The sequence below is a fragment of the Paenibacillus qinlingensis genome (genome assembly GCF_031455095.1).
In the GTDB taxonomy this organism is placed as follows: Bacteria; Bacillota; Bacilli; order Paenibacillales; family NBRC-103111; genus Paenibacillus_E; species Paenibacillus_E qinlingensis_A.
Genome location: NZ_JAVDSB010000015.1, coordinates 83,058 through 99,271, shown reverse-complemented (window position 1 = coordinate 99,271; position 16,214 = coordinate 83,058). Strand labels below are relative to the sequence as shown.

Here is a 16,214-nt window from a genome sequence, read left to right as displayed (position 1 = left end):
TTATCTCATCCTTTCGAGGGAATATATTCGAAAATTACGGCTGCTAGCGGTGGCATATTAACCACCATGCTGTTCGGTCGATTCTGGCAGAACCACTCTTCCGTGTTCAGCTCACTTGCATTGCCTACGCCTGAACCACCGAATTCGGAGTTATCACTATTAAATATTTCTCGGTACCGTCCTGGCATTGAAATACCAAGTCGATAACCTTCCTGTGCCACCGATTTAAAATTGCAAACAATGACTAACTGCTCGTTTTCCTCATCACCTGTTTTACGATAGAAGGTTACGATGCCATCACTTTGATCGTCAGTCCCAATCCATTCAAAGCCAAGCGGTTTATAATCCTGTTTCCATAAGGCTGGCTTCGATTTGTAGAAATGGTTCATTTGTGTAACAAAATGAGCAAATTGCTGGTGTTCTTCATAGTCCAGCAGTTGCCATTCCAACGAGTCATCCCAGTTCCAGTCATCCATCTGACCGAATTCATTGCCCATAAAGGTCAGTTTTTTACCTGGATGGCCCATCGTGAACATATAGAGTACCCGTAGATTAGCAAAGCGCTGCCAAGCATCCTTCCCTGACATTTTGCCAAGTAATGATTTAGATTCATTCGCCATTTCGTCGTGTGAAAAGGGTAAAATAAACTGCTCATCCCAAATGTTAAGCAGCGACTGTGTGATTTGATCCTCCCCCGCGCTGCGCTCTTCTTCACTTTTCTTCTCATATTCAAGTGTGCGCCAGGTATAGCCTAGATCCCATTTGTAATTAAACCCCAGACCGCCGTTAGCTACAGGACTCGTAACACCTGGGAATGAGCTTGAATCCTCCGCAATCATCAGCGCGTTCGGATATCGCGCGAAAACAACTGCATTCAGCTTCTGCAGGAAGGCTATGCCCTCCAAGTTCTCATCCCCGCCATACTCATTCGTGATACGAACCTCCTTTCGCTCATCGAAATTCAACGTTAATAGACTAGAAACCGCATCAACACGTAAGCCATCCACATGATACACATCCATCCAGAATAAGGCATTCGTAATGAGAAAGCTCAATACTTCTGGCTTCCCAAAGTCGAATACACTCGTTCCCCACGTGAGGTTCTCGCTTTTCTGAATGTCAGCGTATTCATAAAGGGGTGTCCCATCAAATCGAGCCAACCCATGTTCGTCCTTGCAGAAATGAGCTGGCACCCAATCCATAATGACGCCAATGCCTTGCTGATGACAGCGATCCACGAAGTACATGAAATCCTTCGGCGACCCGAAACGGCTTGTTACGGAAAAGTAACCCGTTACCTGATAGCCCCACGAGGCGTCCAACGGATGCTCCCCGAGCGGCATAATTTCAATGTGGGTATAGCCTCGGTACCGTACATAATCAATTAGCTCGTCCGCTAGCTCAACATACGTGTAGAAACCGCCGTCTTCCTTCCGCTTCCAGCTGCCCAAATGAACCTCGTAAATGAGTAAGGGCTGCTGCTGCAACTGATTGGACTTGTTCGCCTGCCAATCCTCATCCTCCCATTCATATCCTTCAAGGGAGGTAACGATAGAAGCCGTGCCCGGGCGAAGCTCGGAATGAAAGGCCATCGGATCGCTTTTCAGATAACAATCGCCCTGCTCAGTAATCACTTCGTATTTATATAAAGTACCTTCCGTCAGTTCCGGTATAAATAGCGTCCACACGCCCTCTTGCCGAGACATCGGGTGCCCACTGCCATCCCACCCATTAAAGCTGCCGGTTACGTTCACTTGCTTCGCATTCGGCGCCCACACAGCAAAATGAACGCCACGTTGGCCACTTCGTTCCTCTAGATGAGAACCGAGAAAATGATAGCACTGATATTGTGTGCCCTCATGCCATAAATACAAGTCCTCTGAATCGACCACAGACGTCATTGTCATCCATTTTCCTCCCAGCATGCCTGATATCATACTCCTTATTACACAGCTAATGGAGGATTGAAACAACAAACGCGCAAGTTTCTTCCCCTTAGAGGAAAAAACTTGCGCGTATTGTTGAAAATTAAGAAACGGTTACCATAACCAAACACATGTCGTCTTGAGGAGAACCTATTTTATCATGGGGATAGATGCGCTCTAACAGCTGATCTGGATCATGAGAGGTCGAAGCCTTCATACCCGCCATAATTTGCGTCACCCCGTCCGACTCCTCCTTATCGAGCCATTCGGTCAAACCATCGGTGAATAAGGCGATGCGAGCTTCTTTTTGGTAAGAAATTAACCCTTTGGTCATTTCAATTCCTTCAAAAAAACCAATCGCACAGCTGCCTTCGGTCAGCAGCTTCACTTCGCCATCCAAAATCGCAATACCAGCCGGATGACCCGCATTCACATATTCAATCGTGCGGCTTTCCGTATCCAGTACCATATAGATCGCCGTAAAGTAATAATTGATTAAATTATCGGATCTATGCAGCTGGTTCATTCGCCGATTAAGCTCTTGCATGACGCCTTCCGGATCGCAAATGTTCGTAATGGTATCCTTCAAGGCAGAGTAAATGTACATACATACCAATGAGGACGAAATCCCATGCCCCATCATATCCAGTAAAATAATGCCATACCGATTCGGAGCGATCGGATACCAAGCATAGAAGTCCCCGGCCAGCTCCGAGGATGGCTTGTACACCGCTGAAATCTGAATGCCATCATCCTTCAGAGGGCTGCTAAGTACACTAAGCTGGACTTGCATGGCTAGGGCTAATTCATATTTGATCCGTTTATCGCGCTCTTTATGCCAGTCTTTCTCGTATTTCAATCGCAGCGTCGAACGAATGCGAGCGAGAAGTTCCACCTTATTGATTGGCTTCATGACATAGTCCAAGGCACCAGCATCCAGCGCTTCAGCCAGTTTATTGGAATCCCCCATTGCCGTCACGAAAATAATCGGAATATCCTTCAGGCGCTCCTCCGCCTGAATCGTCCGACAAGCCTCTACGCCGTCAATTTCGGGCATCATCATATCCATGAGAATTAAATCGACGGGCACTTCAGCTTCACTTGTTGATTCCATATCTAGCACTTGATATAGCTCTTTAGCGGATGAAACCAGCACCAAATCGGTATAACCCGCCTTCAGCAAAATTTTTTCAATGATTAATAAATTCGTTGCGTTATCGTCTACAATGACAATACTCATCCATATAACCCCTTTCGGGTAAACAAAAATCACAACACGTATGTAAGTAGTTTACCTTACTATCCTAATACCCTACTGCCAACTATTCAATCATTCCTATAAAGAATTTCAAATATGCGCCCCTTCACTTGTTTCAAAAAGAGCTCAGACGGGTATATCCCTGTATAAGCCGAATCAACAACTACCTAATTTAAAGGAGAGATGACTCATGAGTGAAGCAGTCGAAACAAACAAAGGCGGATTTTTCGTAGGATTATTGCTTGGAGGCGCGGTAGGTGCGGTCACCTCATTGTTAATGGCTCCTAAAGCGGGGGAGAAGTTGCGCAAAGACCTCTGGAGCACTTATCAAACTTGGCTCGACAAATCAAGCCAGATTGCCTCGACTTTAAGCAATAAGACCGAAGAAGTGGTCTCCAAAGTAAGTGATAAAACAGACGATATCGTTTCCACCGTTAGTGATAAAACAGAAGATATGGTAACCAAAGTAACTGATAAAGCCACGCACCTTGTAGACACAGCAAAAGAAAATAAACAACTCGTCTCCGACTCTATACAAGCTGCCAAAACAACGTTTCAAAACAATCAACACTAGCTCATCCTAACATGTAATGCTTAAAAAGGAGTTGTACACGATGGACAAACATGCCCTGCATCATCAATTAACGGATCTCGGGTTGGAACGTATCGAATACCTGGAGAAATCCGTTTATAAATTTGATATTTATCATGACGCTACCTCAGCTTCCTATCCATTAACTTTGACCACGTTAACTTCGGAGCATGGGAGTACGACCGTGCATTTCCATGAGGCCGATTTCGCAGACAACCAATTCGTTCCCCTTCAAGTCCGACGTGCTGCGCTGGATAAATTAATTGAGCTCGAACAGATCTGTAACGGATCCTCTGGTAAATCACTGGAAGAAGCCAACAATGGCTCTATGGCTCAAGATATGGGCGAGATGAAGAAGCTCGGGAATGAAATGAAGCATATGAAAACCAATAGTGAGTTATTGGAACGGGATATGATTCCGGATCCGATTCAGTAAGCATGGTTCAGATAAATAGAGATATTAGGAGATAGAGGGAACATCGGAGATATGCGGTGATAGACGAAGAGGCTGTTTCAAAAGTCAATTTTGACTTTTTGAAACAGCCTTTTCTAACTTCAAACCAGCCACTACCTACACCCAAGGTCAATACCTCGCCAGATATAGACACTATCCCGTTGGCTCAGATGATCTCCATGCGAGCATCTCTGAGCCAACGGGATAGTAAAGATAGTTGCCTTCCCTAGCAGGGCCTACTCTTCTTTATGCCTTCGGATGGACCATATCCGCTGGCTTCACGTAACTGTCGAATTGCTCAGCCGTCAAATATCCGCTGCGCACAGCTGACTCCTTCAACGTCAGCCCTTCCTTATGCGCTTGCTTCGCAATGCTGGCTGCCTTCTCATACCCGATATACGGGTTGAGTGCCGTGACCAGCATGAGCGATTGCTCCAGATTGCGCTGAATCACCGCGCGGTTCGGTTCCATGCCTGCGAGGCAATGGTCGTTGAACGAGCGCATGCTATCCGCCAGCAGTCGCACAGACTGCAGGAAGTTGTGGATGATGACGGGCTTGAACACGTTCAGCTCGAAATTGCCTTGGCTGGCGGCGAAGCCGATGGACGCATCGTTGCCCATCACCTGGCACACGACCATCGTCATCGCTTCGCTCTGCGTGGGGTTGACCTTGCCCGGCATAATCGAGCTGCCGGGCTCGTTTTCCGGAATCGTGATTTCGCCGATTCCGCAGCGGGGTCCGCTCGATAGCCACCGCACATCGTTGGCTATCTTCATTAAGTTCGCCGCTAGCGCTTTGAGCGCACCGTGGGCGTAAACGATCTGATCATGGCTGGTCAGCGCATGATACTTGTTCTCCGCCGAGACGAAGCGCGTGCCCGTCTCGCGAGTCAGGGCTTCGGCGACGCGGGCGCCGAACTCGGGATGCGCGTTCAGCCCCGTCCCGACGGCGGTCCCGCCGATCGCGAGCTCGCGCATCGTGTCTACGGCGCTGCGCACCATGCGCGCCGTCTGCTCCAACATGGCCCACCAGCCGCTAATCTCCTGACCCAGCGTCAGCGGGGTCGCGTCTTGAAGGTGGGTGCGGCCGATCTTGACGATGTCGGCGAAGGCCGACATCTTGGTGTACAGCGTTGCCTGCAGCCCTTCTAGCGCGGGCAGCAGTTCTTGCTCTACAGCGATGACGCCAGCGACGTGCATCGCCGTCGGGAATGTATCGTTCGAGCTCTGCGAACGATTCACGTCATCGTTGGGATGGATGCGCGAAGCGCCATCCCCGATCAGTTCATTGCCACGGTGGGCGATCACCTCGTTGACGTTCATGTTGGACTGTGTGCCGCTGCCCGTCTGCCAGACGACGAGCGGGAACTCATCGTTCCAGCGGCCTTGTACGATTTCGTCAGCCGCTTGTGAAATGGCCTCTGCTTTTTCAGGCGGCAATCCGCCGAGGTCACGGTTAACGTGAGCGGCTGCCTTTTTGAGCAGCGCAAAAGCACTAATCAGCCTCACCGGCATTCGCTCCGTACCGATTTTGAAATTTTCGAAGCTGCGCTGGGTCTGTGCCCCCCACAACTTATCCACAGGTACTCTGATTTCCCCCATGGTATCCCGTTCTATCCGATATTCTTGTGTCATACATACCCTCCTCTATCTGTCCATAATCTGAATCGTAAGGAATAATACCCACGCTTTAACAACATCTAACAATCCTCCTATAGTTTCCCCGCATTTGGGAGGCTTATGAGTCGCAACTGGTTAACTAGCAGAAGCTAGAGCTATAATGAGGAATACAGAGACTACCCCTGTTAGAGACAGGGGCATTTATGAAAGGAGACTATCAACGATGGAAACGAAATTAGCGATCATCGTCCGTTCCACGGAGATTGATGTGAACGGCCATGTGAATAATGCCAAATATTTGGAGTACCTCGAATGGGGACGTGAAGAATGGTATGAGGCCTGCGAGCTGTCTTATGAGACTTTTGGTGACCTCGGTGTGCAGACCGTGACCGTAAATATCAACATCAATTACCGTAAAGAGTGCAAGCAAGGCGAACATTTGACAGTGAGCTGCCGCCCTGAGAAAATCGGCAATTCCAGCTATGTCCTCGGGCAAGAAATTCGTAACCAGCAAGGTGAACTATGCGCAGATGCGCTTGTGACCAGCGTGACAATGGACAGTACAACGCGCAAAAGCCGGGAGGCCCCGGCGGCATTACGAGCATATTTCGCTTAGTCGTTCAACATAGATGACTTCGTTAACGGGCAGTGACCGAGAGGCGGCGCATCCGGTATAAACACCGTGAGTTTTCGCATGAAATAGCAGGATTCTGGAAAATGGTGTTCTAGAAAACGAAGTGTCGATTTCGATAATAATTCATCATTGCGATATTGAACGATGATTTGCTGTACGAAATCATAGAATTTTTTTACAGTTCCCAGTACTTCCTTTGCGAATCGAATCTCCGCCGGGAAACCCGGCGGTGTAAAACGCAAATAACCTTGCATGGCACGATTTTTCGTCATATAAGACGAGAAAAGCGAAGCGAACTTATCCGTCTCTACGCCAAGTGGAATCTCCACGGGGTCCAGCAGCCCATTCAGCAGCACCGCGTGCCCAAGCTGATCCTCCAGCCAGAGATCCAACAATTCGGTTAGTCTCAACGGTGCCGCTGGAACACCTTGCATCCAATACGAGAGTTGACGCAAATATTCTCTGTTTTCATTAATGGTTCCATTAAAATAAGATGGCGTCAGATTCAGGTTAATACGATTCCACAGCCTTAAATGCTGCATATGCCCTTCTAATCTGCAATACGCATCCGCAAGCGGGTACACGCTTCTAGCGAAGGCTTGCATGGTCGGCGAATCTGCACCCTCGAACGGTGCCAGCCCCTTCGCGTGACGAAGAGCATCTTGAAATTGTGGAATGAACTTCTCCGCTTCTTTCCACCATTTCGTTTCCACTGGAGATAAATAATCCCTCAAAAAGTGCGCATGATCTTCCAGCACCTCCAGCCAGAATAAATGCTCTTCCTGCAACGAGATTCGCACTTCTTGTGTCATGCAGTTCCCCCCCTCCTCCGCACGCCTTCTTTCCTTCAAAATGTATGAAAGAAATCGGCGCCATAGACCGCTTCACGGTTTCGGGGCTGGCCCCTTACTACGCGCTCTTCCGCTTTTTATCCAGAAGACAAGGGGATAGATAAAGAACAAACACTCGATAAATAGAGCAAAGGTTGCCCAGCTGCTATTAAAATATTCCGCCAACTGTACTGGGTTTTTAGCTAAAATGAGTGACATCGAGACAACAATGACCGCCAGCGGGAATGTAATTGGTTTATAATTACTTAGTGACAGAGCTTGCGAGCAGAGCAGCGTCCCTATCGTAAAGATAATACTTAGCTTAATGAAATAGCCTGTAAACCAGATCGAGACAATAAGCGCATCAGTATTGCGTAGAAAGTCGCCTAGATGCAGGAATCCCGTAAGCTCTAACGCAGGATATACTAACGTAGCCGCAAGCTTAGGTCCGAAAAAAAACATTATTAACAAAAATTCTACAAGGAGTATGTAAGTACCCGCCAAGGATCCTACCCAAATGACTTTACGGATTTTGGGATTGATATTTAGCTCTGGCATGATATAAGAGAACATAATTAATTCCCCATACCACGGGATAATGGCATACGTTTGTGCCCACAGTGCCTTCCAATCATGAATACGAGTAAACTCATACCACATGGGTGTATCCATTGCCGTAAGAAAAAATAACGGTTTGAATACAAACAACACGCCAATAAATAAAAAGCACCCCTGTGCGAATCTGAAAACAGTTGAAACACCAGATTGAGTCAAAGACGCAACGGCAACCATGACCAGTACACCAACAGCAGCAGGTGGTGTTTCCCGCAAATAAGTTGGGATGAAGAAGTCAGTAAACTCACGCAAAATATAAGAGGCCAGATGTAAAAAAAAGAACGATAACAAAAACAAAATACCTTTGTGAAGGTACTTGTTTATGAGGGTCCCACCGTACTCCCCAAAATAGCTGGAGGGTTGACGCAGAGCGAACCTGAGGCTGAACGTTGCAAGCGCTGTACCGAAAATCGCAGCCAGTACAATGCACAATCCACCATCAAAAGAAGCCGCACCAGCAAGCGGGCTGATGAGAAAAGCAATCGTGGTAGAGAATACGAACACAAAGGTCATCGCCCCCAACTGCAGACCTGTCACTGTTCCTTGTTGCTTCACCTTGCCGCCTCCCTGTAATGCCTATCTTTGAACAATGAAGCTTTGTAGCGGCTCAAATAGCAAACGGATTGCATGACTGGGATTTACCCACTCCGGCCAGAAAATACTGAGGGCTCCAAAAACAAACGCGACACCAGTAACCGACAGCGCAAGCGTCTTTTCTTTCGAGCTTGCAGATTGACGTCGAAGCAAAGAAATTTGATAGATCAGGATACAACCAATACCCAAAATTAAATAGAACATTGGAATCTGATCTCCTTTCGAATTCAAAGTTTCGCTGAGCGGCTTATCCCCGTGCTTCGCAAGACCACATGAACTTGAAATTCAGGATCTGTAAGTGTAAACATCATCTCGCGGGGATTTTCTGACCATTCCTGCCACATCCCAGGATATTTGTATTTAACTAATTCGCTCCACTGAAAAACATCGGCCTGGTGGTCTTGCGCCTTTTCACTCGCAGATTGAATTAGATGTCTAATACGATCACTCACAGCCTTCTCCACGATGGAAATATTTGCTGGGGCGTTTAAATTCATATTGGATTCTATGGAAATGAGATCTGCTTTTGCCCGAAGCGTTACCTGAAGGGTGACCCTGTTTCCGTTGCGAATCGCTCGCGTCCTATGCTTCACATCAATGAGTCTAGCGCTGAAAACGCCCTTATTATCTGGGAGTTCCCCCGTAATGATCATCTCCGGAATCTGATTCTTCATCATTAAAATGCCCATCGTTTCATCATTCGTAAATCGACCTGTAACAGCGCCATTTTTCAAAATGGCTGCGCCTCCGACCCCCGACCATTTCACATTCTTGGCTTCTGTCAGCAGCTTAAGGTCACGGAGAGTTAACTCTGGAATATAAGAGTCGCCCAAGTTATTCCATCGTGCATATAATAAGTCTCGGATTCGGATTGGGGGAACTCGCTTTGTATGCGCTGATTCTCGCCAGATCTCCGTGGGGAAACGTTCAAACACAGATTCCAACTTCGCTAAATTTCTAGCGAAGCCATTGAAGTAAAATACATAGATCGGCAATCTGAAATCCGTTGCACGAATCAAATGATCCAACAAAGGGGTCAAGCCCGCCCTTGCAAAACGATCGCCAATGACGATAACTTGCATTTGTCCCCACGTAACTGATCTAGGTAGTTCCGCTTGAATATGTTGGAGCGCTTCTGCGACATCCGAGCCTTTGCCAGAAATCGATACATACGGTTTTTGATTAACACTATTCGAATTGAGTCCATTTGATATGCGGTTCGGCAGCATGAATAACGTAGAGACTTCCGTCTGCCCATCCTCATTTAGATCAACAAGCATCGTTGATACGAAGGTTCGGTCATTGAGCTCTTGTTTGGACCAGCATCCTGTTAATCCTATTGGAATCGCCGTGATAAGCACCAGCATGCCAAGCATACGCTTTATTTTTGGCAACATTGCAGCCCCTCCTTGATGGATCAAGGTCGTTTCTTGCCCATCCATTTTGTCCAAGGAAATCGGCCAGCGGCATCCCTCATCTGTTCCGACTTAAAAGGAATGAACGGAGATAGATACGGCGTGCCATAAGACTCCATGGACAACAAATGAATATAAATAAAAAAGACCCCAATCAATAGTCCGAGAAGCCCAAATATCGCCGATATGAATAATAGCGCAAACCGTAGGAATCGAACCGTCAAGGTAAGTGAGAAATGCGGCACAACAAAGGAAGAAATCCCTGTGAGAGCCACGATAATGACCATAGGTGCACTCACGATGCCAGCCTGAACAGCTGCTTCGCCTATGACAATAGCCCCGACAATAGAGATTGTCTGTCCCATCGTTGTAGGGATTCGCTGTCCCGCTTCTCGCATGACCTCGAACGTAACCTCCATAATGAGGGCCTCCAGGATCGCGGGAAAAGGAACAATATCTCGGCTTGCAGCTAATGAAATCAACATATTGTAAGGGAGCATTTCTGGATGAAAGGTCGTAATGGCCACATACGCTGATGGCAGAACCAGACTGACAGCAAAAAATATGTACCGGAGCAGACGAATCCAGCTGCTGTAAAAATAGCGCTGATAATAATCCTCGGCCGACTGCATAAACGACAATAAGGTCGCGGGGGCGACCAAATTACTTGGCGTTCCGTCTGTTAAGAGCGCTAAGCGTCCTTCAAATAACGAAGAAACCACCACATCCGGTCTCTCTGTATTCAGCATTTTCGGAAATGGCGAAATGAGCCTTTCGTCCAGTAACTCTTCAAGAAAGCTGCTATCTGGAACGCGGTCTGTTCGAATTGCCCCAAGCTTCGTTTTAAATTGCTGCACCAGTTCAACGTCACAACGACCTTTCATATAGAGCAAAAGAACGATTGTACGTGATTCACTTCCGATAATGAATTGCTCTACAACAAGATTATCGCTTTTGATGCGCTGACGGATGAGTGACAAGTTCGTAGATACATCTTCAACGAAGGATTCCTTCGGCCCTCGAATCGTCTTCTCATTCTCAGAGACATTCACTTCTCGCTTCGCTTTTTGAGGAAATGGAAATACGACGCCCGTCGTCTCACCAGAAATACATAGTAAGACATACCCGTTAAACAACCCTTCTAGCGCTTCTTCTGGCGTATGTGAAACGTTATAGGCAGCTGAAAAAAACGTTTTACTCTGGAATATGCTTTGGAGACGCTCGTCGCTGCGTCCCGGATAGGGCTGCAGCAACTTACGCAGGACATGCGTTTGCAGCATCTCCAAATCAATCGCATCCATCATATAGTAAATTGTGCAGATGAAGTCGTCTTGCTCAATCCTTTGCGAGACTACATCTAATCGATCTTGCAGCCTCTCGCGGATCCATTGCGTCAATTCCATATAACATGGCTTCCTTTTTGGTAGTAGTTTCCTCTGACTTGGATGTAATTATGCATCTCATAGCAAATCATTGGAAATTACTACACGCATCAACGTTACCTATTCTCTGTGGATAACTTTTGACCGATTGGTGTCGGCAGTCCATCCATACTCGTCATATTTTTCTTCTCCCAATAGGCAAGCAAACCTTCGTCCCCTTGCTTCGTCGCCCAATTTTGCAGCGTATTACGCTCTCCCTCATACGTATAGAACGGTACACTAAAGCCGCAGGATGACTTCACCTCATGAATATCGATGACCATAATTTGCCGCACCCCTGGCAGCAACTCGAACTTCGGCGCCAACTGTTCCCACTCATCAGATCCGGACAGTACCACATGGCCTTTGCCATACAACCTGATAATCTCTGGCGGTCCCTCGATAGCCATGAACATAATGGTGATGCGGCCATTTTCCGCTAGATGAGCGCTGGTTTCATTGCCACTTCCAGTCAAATCTAGATAGGCCACTTGATTGGCCGATAGAATGCGCAGCACATCGTGCCCCTTCGGTGAAATATTAACATGCCCTTCCGCTGATAATGGTGCTGAACCAACGAAGAAGATATGTTGCTTGGCGATGAACGCCACGTGTTCCGGCAGCAGTGCCTCGAATGATTTTCCCATTTTGCACTCACTCACTTTCCATTTTCTTCTATTATGTGCCCTCTAACTCTATTTGTGAAATACATAAATTATGCATACTTTATAGGTAACACCTATAGGTGAATGCAGAGCCATCCAACGAATACTTCTCCTAATGACAATTACATATTTTTGGAATTCACAGGAGAAAGTAAGGGTATCTGATGATGAGGGAGGGAACACACGTGAAACAAAATCCGCAGGTCGAAACAGCAGTGGCCGCCTATTTCGAACAAATCTTCTCTGAACAAAGCGACTTTCAATCGAAAGAATTGCTTATAGGAGGAACGTTATTTCAACTGTTCTATTTCGAATCGCTTGTCGAAATGTCCCTCGTTCAAGAATTCATTCTAAAACCGCTGCTTCTCCGCCCTCAAGATGGTATTCGCGAAGTGGTATCCATTCTGGACTATGCTGAAACCGAAAATTTGGAGGAAGCCGTTCAAGCCCTATTGTACGGTAAAGTTGTACTCTATCAAGACGGAGACAGCAAGCTTTACCTACTCGGCGTCGATTTGAAGAAGGAGCGTTCCATTAATATCCCGATCAATGAACGAGTTCTACGCGGTGCGAACGAAGCTTTCATTGAGAATTTAGATACCAACATTAATCTAATGCGCAAATTAATTAATTCTACAGAGTTCGTTGTAAAAACATACACGATTGGGCGGCTTTCGCGGACGAAGGTCGCTGTCATGTACATCAAGTCGGTTGCCACAAAAGCGATCGTCGATGAGCTGGAGAGAAGGCTTACTAGCATTGACATTGACTATGTCGAGGCGCCGGGATTTATCGACGAATTGATCCGAGAGAAGAAATTCAGTCTATTTCCACAACTGCTCATTACGGAACGGCCTGATCGTACACGCTCCTATCTGATGGAGGGGAAGGTTGTCATTGGAACTGCAGGGTCACCAGATGCCATTATTATGCCTGTAACGTTCTGGTCTTTCCTGCAAAGTCCTGATGATTATCAAGTAAGTTGGCTGATAGGTACGTTCTTTCGCCTATTGCGTATATGCTGCCTGTTCATTACGATTGGCCTGCCCGCCTTGTATGTGGCTGTCAGCGCCTTCAACCCACAACTGTTGCCAATTAATTTCGTGAATACACTTCAGAGTTCTCTGAAATACGTCACGTTCCCGCCCGTACTCGAAGCACTTTCCATGTTGTTCATGCTTGAGATATTAAGAGAAGCAACCATTAGGCTAGCGAGTCCCGTCGGCCAAACCATTGGCGTCGTAGGTGGTATCGTCATCGGAACGGTCGTCGTGCAGGCTAACTTGGTGTCCAATACGATTGTTATCGTTACTGCCCTAACAGGCTTGGCCTCCTTTGTGCTGCCTTCTTACGAAATGAGTAGTGCAGTTCGCCTGTTAAGCTATCCGGCGCTTCTTCTTTCCGCCTTGTTCGGCTTGTTTGGCCTCGCGTTCTTCTTCATAATGATTTGCATACATCTATGCCAGATGACAACAATGGGACTCCCTTACTTTACACCGCCGTTCTCTTTGCGCGATACGAAGGATACGCTATTTCGGGTCCCCATCTGGAAATTGCTTAAACGCCCCATAGAGTCCATTTCAAGCAATCGCACAAGGTTAAGGAATCCAAGGAGTTGGAAACGCCCATGAAGGAAGAAACCATCACAAGGAGACAGCTGATTTCGCTAGTTATTATGGTTCAGCTCGGAATTGAAGTTTTGTCCCTGCCTCATGTCGAAGCCGCAACTGCAGGCCATGATACATGGCTGGCTGTCTTGCTAGCTGCGTTAGCTTCACAAGCAGGCATCACACTGCTCTGGTGGCTTGGCAGTCGCTACCCTAAGCTTAACTTCTACGCCTACATCCCACTAATTGTAGGGAAACCAATTGGAGCCAGCATTAATTTATTGCTGGGATGCTATTACGCCTTTTCTGGACTTTTATTAACACTGCTCTATAGTGACATCTTAAAAAGATGGCTCTTTCAACTCACGCCTAGGTGGATTCTTATTCTTATGCTTCTCCTCGTGTGCGGCTATGCAGCTACGTCAACACTCAGGCAGCTTGCTAATATTTCACAAACCTTTATGGTCTTCGCTTACATCAGCTTTTTGCTCATCGTATTTAGCGGAATTTACGGCCTTGATGCGAGAAATTTGTTGCCTGTTCTATCCAATGGTTGGTACCCGCTTCTGAAAGGTGCCTATTCCGCCTTCAGTTCTTATGTTGGTTATGAGCTGCTTCTCTATGCTTACCCCTATGTACAGTCTGATAGTAAAAAAAAGGTACTGCTTTCGATGACATTAGCGAATGCTGCTACTGCTGTATTTTATATTGCCGTGTGCCTGATCTGCTCCATGAAGTTCAACTTAAAACAGCTGGAGGTTATTCCGGAACCGATCATTTTTATATTAAAAAATTATCGTGTTGATATCTTACAGAGCATTGATATCTTGTTCTTGATTTTCTATGTATGCATTGTATCGGCAACGATTTATACCTATTTCTTCATGGCTGCCAAAGCATTCCTGCACTTACGCAGCCGTGGCTTGGGTAAACAGGTTATTTGGGTATGGATGATAGTCGCTCTCTGTCTGCTTGGAGGTTTCTTCTTGACGAAGCTTAATGACATTCTGCAGATTGCTACGATTCAAGATATGGTATCCATCGTGTTGGTCGTCGCTCTACCGGTTGTTCTGCTCATTATTTCTGGGATACGCGGTACGAGGAGGCACGAGACATGAAAAAAGTGGTAACGGTGCTACTTATCTGCTTACTGCTGACAGGTTGCTGGGATCAGTCACAACTGAAAAAGCTGCTCTTTGTCGATGTCATCGGCGTAGATTACGCTGGTGACAGCAAGCAACTCCAGGTCGGCTGTGTTATTTCCTCGCTTCAGAATGCCAATCTAGGAGGGGGCAATCCGAACAACGTATTCGTGGAATCAACAGGCGATAACATCTATGACGCTGTGAGTAAAACAAATAAAGAATTTCCTGGCATTCTTACTGTGCTAGAAACCCGGCTGTTTCTGATAAGCACCGCATTCGCCAAAGATCAGCCGCTGAACTATCTCAATAGTGCCAGCCAATTCATAGCCAATCCTTTGTACGGCTATCTGGCCGTATATGACGGCGATCTGACTACGCTGCTGCGTAAGAAAAAAATAAAAGATCAGACTTTATCGGAATATCTTGTAGGTTTATTGGAAGAAGATAAGAAGAGGGGAAAAATCCCCTTGAATAAGATAGTTCAGTATATCCTTGGAGGAGCGGGGTACCTAAACGACTTTGCACTCAATCGGTTGGAACCTTTCGAGAACGGCGCTCGTCTCGCAGGTACCGCTTTATTTCGAGACGGGAGATATACAGGCGTCAATCTCGATGATGATAATACCCTCTTAGCCATTCTGCTGGATGGTACATCAGGTAAAAATCAACTTATCACAGGTAATGTGAACGGCAAGCACTATACTGCGCTAATACAGAACGCCCATCGCGATTTCCATATTAACCCTAAGGACGGCCGTCTTCATGACATTGGAATCTCGTTAGATTTAGATCTTAAACTCATTGAAGCTGGATTTGAGAGTAAGAGACATACGAAAGACATGCTCACCGAGCTCGAAAAGCAAATATCTGCTGATCTTATACCAAAGGCAGCTAACGTGATTGCAATCCTGCAGAAGACCAATTGCGATTATCTGCAGCTTGGACATGAGGTGTCCGCCTATCATCCCAAGCTGTTTGGCGGCATCGACTGGTGGCGCGAGCAGTATTCGACCCTCCCTATTCAACCACAAGTGAAGGTCAAGATTCTGAATACAGGTATTTTGGAATAATGTCAGTGAGAAAAACTTGCATTCCCTTTGCATATTTTTCCTCTACTCGAAGAATACTTAGTTGGTTGAATCTTAGCTTATGTTTACGACGCCGGATTTCTGGCGAAAAACGCGAAGGAGGTGATTGTACCATGTCAACAACGAACAGTAATGACGACGTAGTAAGTCATGCAATTAATGCGGCTCAGGCAAATGCTGAAGATAGCCAATCCCAACAACAGGTAGAGGAATTGTCTGCTGCGCTGCAAAGTGCAACATCCGATGCGAATGATGAGGAAAACACCTCACAGGAATAATTCGGTTCAGTTCCGTATCAAATAAAGAGCTTTCCCTCACGCTAATCGCGATGCAGGGGAAGCTCTTTTTCTT

At 46.6% G+C, this 16,214-nt stretch carries 16 protein-coding genes; 7 read left to right on the top strand and 9 right to left on the bottom strand.

Features of this window, described 5'->3' with window-relative positions; genetic code table 11:
• Positions 1-5: 5 nt before the first annotated feature.
• Both glgB and J2736_RS27280 read right to left on the bottom strand, forming a co-directional pair.
• Positions 6-1,907, bottom strand: a complete 1,902-nt coding sequence (glgB, locus tag J2736_RS27285) for a 1,4-alpha-glucan branching protein GlgB (RefSeq protein WP_310501736.1) — start codon at positions 1,905-1,907, stop codon at positions 6-8.
• Between the two features lie 121 nt (positions 1,908-2,028).
• Entirely contained in the window at positions 2,029-3,165 is a 1,137-nt protein-coding gene (locus J2736_RS27280; RefSeq protein WP_310501735.1) for a PP2C family protein-serine/threonine phosphatase, read from the bottom strand.
• A 208-nt stretch (positions 3,166-3,373) separates the two neighbouring features.
• Here J2736_RS27280 and J2736_RS27275 point away from each other — a divergent pair, with 208 nt between their 5' ends.
• Together J2736_RS27275 and J2736_RS27270 are read left to right on the top strand one after the other, a co-directional pair.
• Positions 3,374-3,757, top strand: coding sequence for a YtxH domain-containing protein (locus tag J2736_RS27275; RefSeq protein ID WP_310501734.1), 384 nt, complete (start codon positions 3,374-3,376; stop codon positions 3,755-3,757).
• Positions 3,758-3,797: 40 nt separating this feature from the next.
• Positions 3,798-4,211: a hypothetical protein gene (locus J2736_RS27270; protein ID WP_310501733.1), complete on the top strand. Its 414-nt coding sequence runs from the start codon at positions 3,798-3,800 to the stop codon at positions 4,209-4,211.
• A 264-nt stretch (positions 4,212-4,475) separates the two neighbouring features.
• Here J2736_RS27270 and fumC read toward each other — a convergent pair whose 3' ends face one another.
• On the bottom strand, positions 4,476-5,864 hold the full coding sequence (gene fumC / locus J2736_RS27265) for a class II fumarate hydratase (RefSeq protein ID WP_310501732.1): 1,389 nt from the start codon (positions 5,862-5,864) through the stop codon (positions 4,476-4,478).
• 208 nt (positions 5,865-6,072) lie between these two features.
• Between fumC and J2736_RS27260 the strand changes: the two genes are divergently transcribed.
• Positions 6,073-6,465 (top strand): acyl-CoA thioesterase, encoded by a 393-nt coding sequence (locus tag J2736_RS27260; RefSeq protein WP_397341712.1) that lies wholly within the window; start codon positions 6,073-6,075, stop codon positions 6,463-6,465.
• Here J2736_RS27260 and J2736_RS27255 read toward each other — a convergent pair.
• From J2736_RS27255 to J2736_RS27230, 6 genes are all read right to left on the bottom strand, one after another.
• The gene (locus J2736_RS27255; protein WP_310501731.1) at positions 6,462-7,295 is read right to left on the bottom strand and encodes a DUF2935 domain-containing protein; all 834 of its coding nucleotides are present in this window, start codon (positions 7,293-7,295) and stop codon (positions 6,462-6,464) included. The genes J2736_RS27260 and J2736_RS27255 overlap by 4 nt on opposite strands.
• 72 nt (positions 7,296-7,367) lie before the next feature.
• Complete coding sequence (locus J2736_RS27250) at positions 7,368-8,483, bottom strand: GerAB/ArcD/ProY family transporter (protein WP_310501730.1); 1,116 nt, start codon at positions 8,481-8,483, stop codon at positions 7,368-7,370.
• Between the two features lie 21 nt (positions 8,484-8,504).
• A complete protein-coding gene (locus J2736_RS27245) occupies positions 8,505-8,726 on the bottom strand; it encodes a hypothetical protein (protein ID WP_310501729.1) in 222 nt (73 codons plus the stop codon).
• Between the two features lie 23 nt (positions 8,727-8,749).
• Positions 8,750-9,919, bottom strand: a complete 1,170-nt coding sequence (locus J2736_RS27240; protein ID WP_310501728.1) for a Ger(x)C family spore germination protein — start codon at positions 9,917-9,919, stop codon at positions 8,750-8,752.
• Positions 9,920-9,939: 20 nt separating this feature from the next.
• Positions 9,940-11,340 (bottom strand): spore germination protein, encoded by a 1,401-nt coding sequence (locus J2736_RS27235; RefSeq protein ID WP_310501727.1) that lies wholly within the window; start codon positions 11,338-11,340, stop codon positions 9,940-9,942.
• Positions 11,341-11,435: 95 nt separating this feature from the next.
• Positions 11,436-12,005 carry a pyridoxamine 5'-phosphate oxidase family protein gene (locus J2736_RS27230; RefSeq protein ID WP_310501726.1) on the bottom strand — a complete coding sequence of 190 codons (570 nt, stop codon included), beginning with the start codon at positions 12,003-12,005 and terminating at the stop codon, positions 11,436-11,438.
• 203 nt (positions 12,006-12,208) lie between these two features.
• Here J2736_RS27230 and J2736_RS27225 point away from each other — a divergent pair, with 203 nt between their 5' ends.
• The 4 genes from J2736_RS27225 (at position 12,209) to J2736_RS27210 (ending at position 16,141) form a co-directional block, all read left to right on the top strand.
• On the top strand, positions 12,209-13,654 hold the full coding sequence (locus J2736_RS27225) for a spore germination protein (RefSeq protein WP_310501725.1): 1,446 nt from the start codon (positions 12,209-12,211) through the stop codon (positions 13,652-13,654).
• Complete coding sequence (locus J2736_RS27220) at positions 13,651-14,748, top strand: GerAB/ArcD/ProY family transporter (RefSeq protein ID WP_310501724.1); 1,098 nt, start codon at positions 13,651-13,653, stop codon at positions 14,746-14,748. Before J2736_RS27225 ends, J2736_RS27220 begins: the two co-directional genes overlap by 4 nt.
• The gene (locus J2736_RS27215; protein ID WP_310501723.1) at positions 14,745-15,845 is read left to right on the top strand and encodes a Ger(x)C family spore germination protein; all 1,101 of its coding nucleotides are present in this window, start codon (positions 14,745-14,747) and stop codon (positions 15,843-15,845) included. The genes J2736_RS27220 and J2736_RS27215 overlap by 4 nt, the downstream gene beginning before the upstream one ends.
• A 131-nt stretch (positions 15,846-15,976) precedes the next feature.
• On the top strand, positions 15,977-16,141 hold the full coding sequence (locus J2736_RS27210; protein ID WP_310501722.1) for a hypothetical protein: 165 nt from the start codon (positions 15,977-15,979) through the stop codon (positions 16,139-16,141).
• The last annotated feature ends 73 nt before the right edge of the window (positions 16,142-16,214 follow it).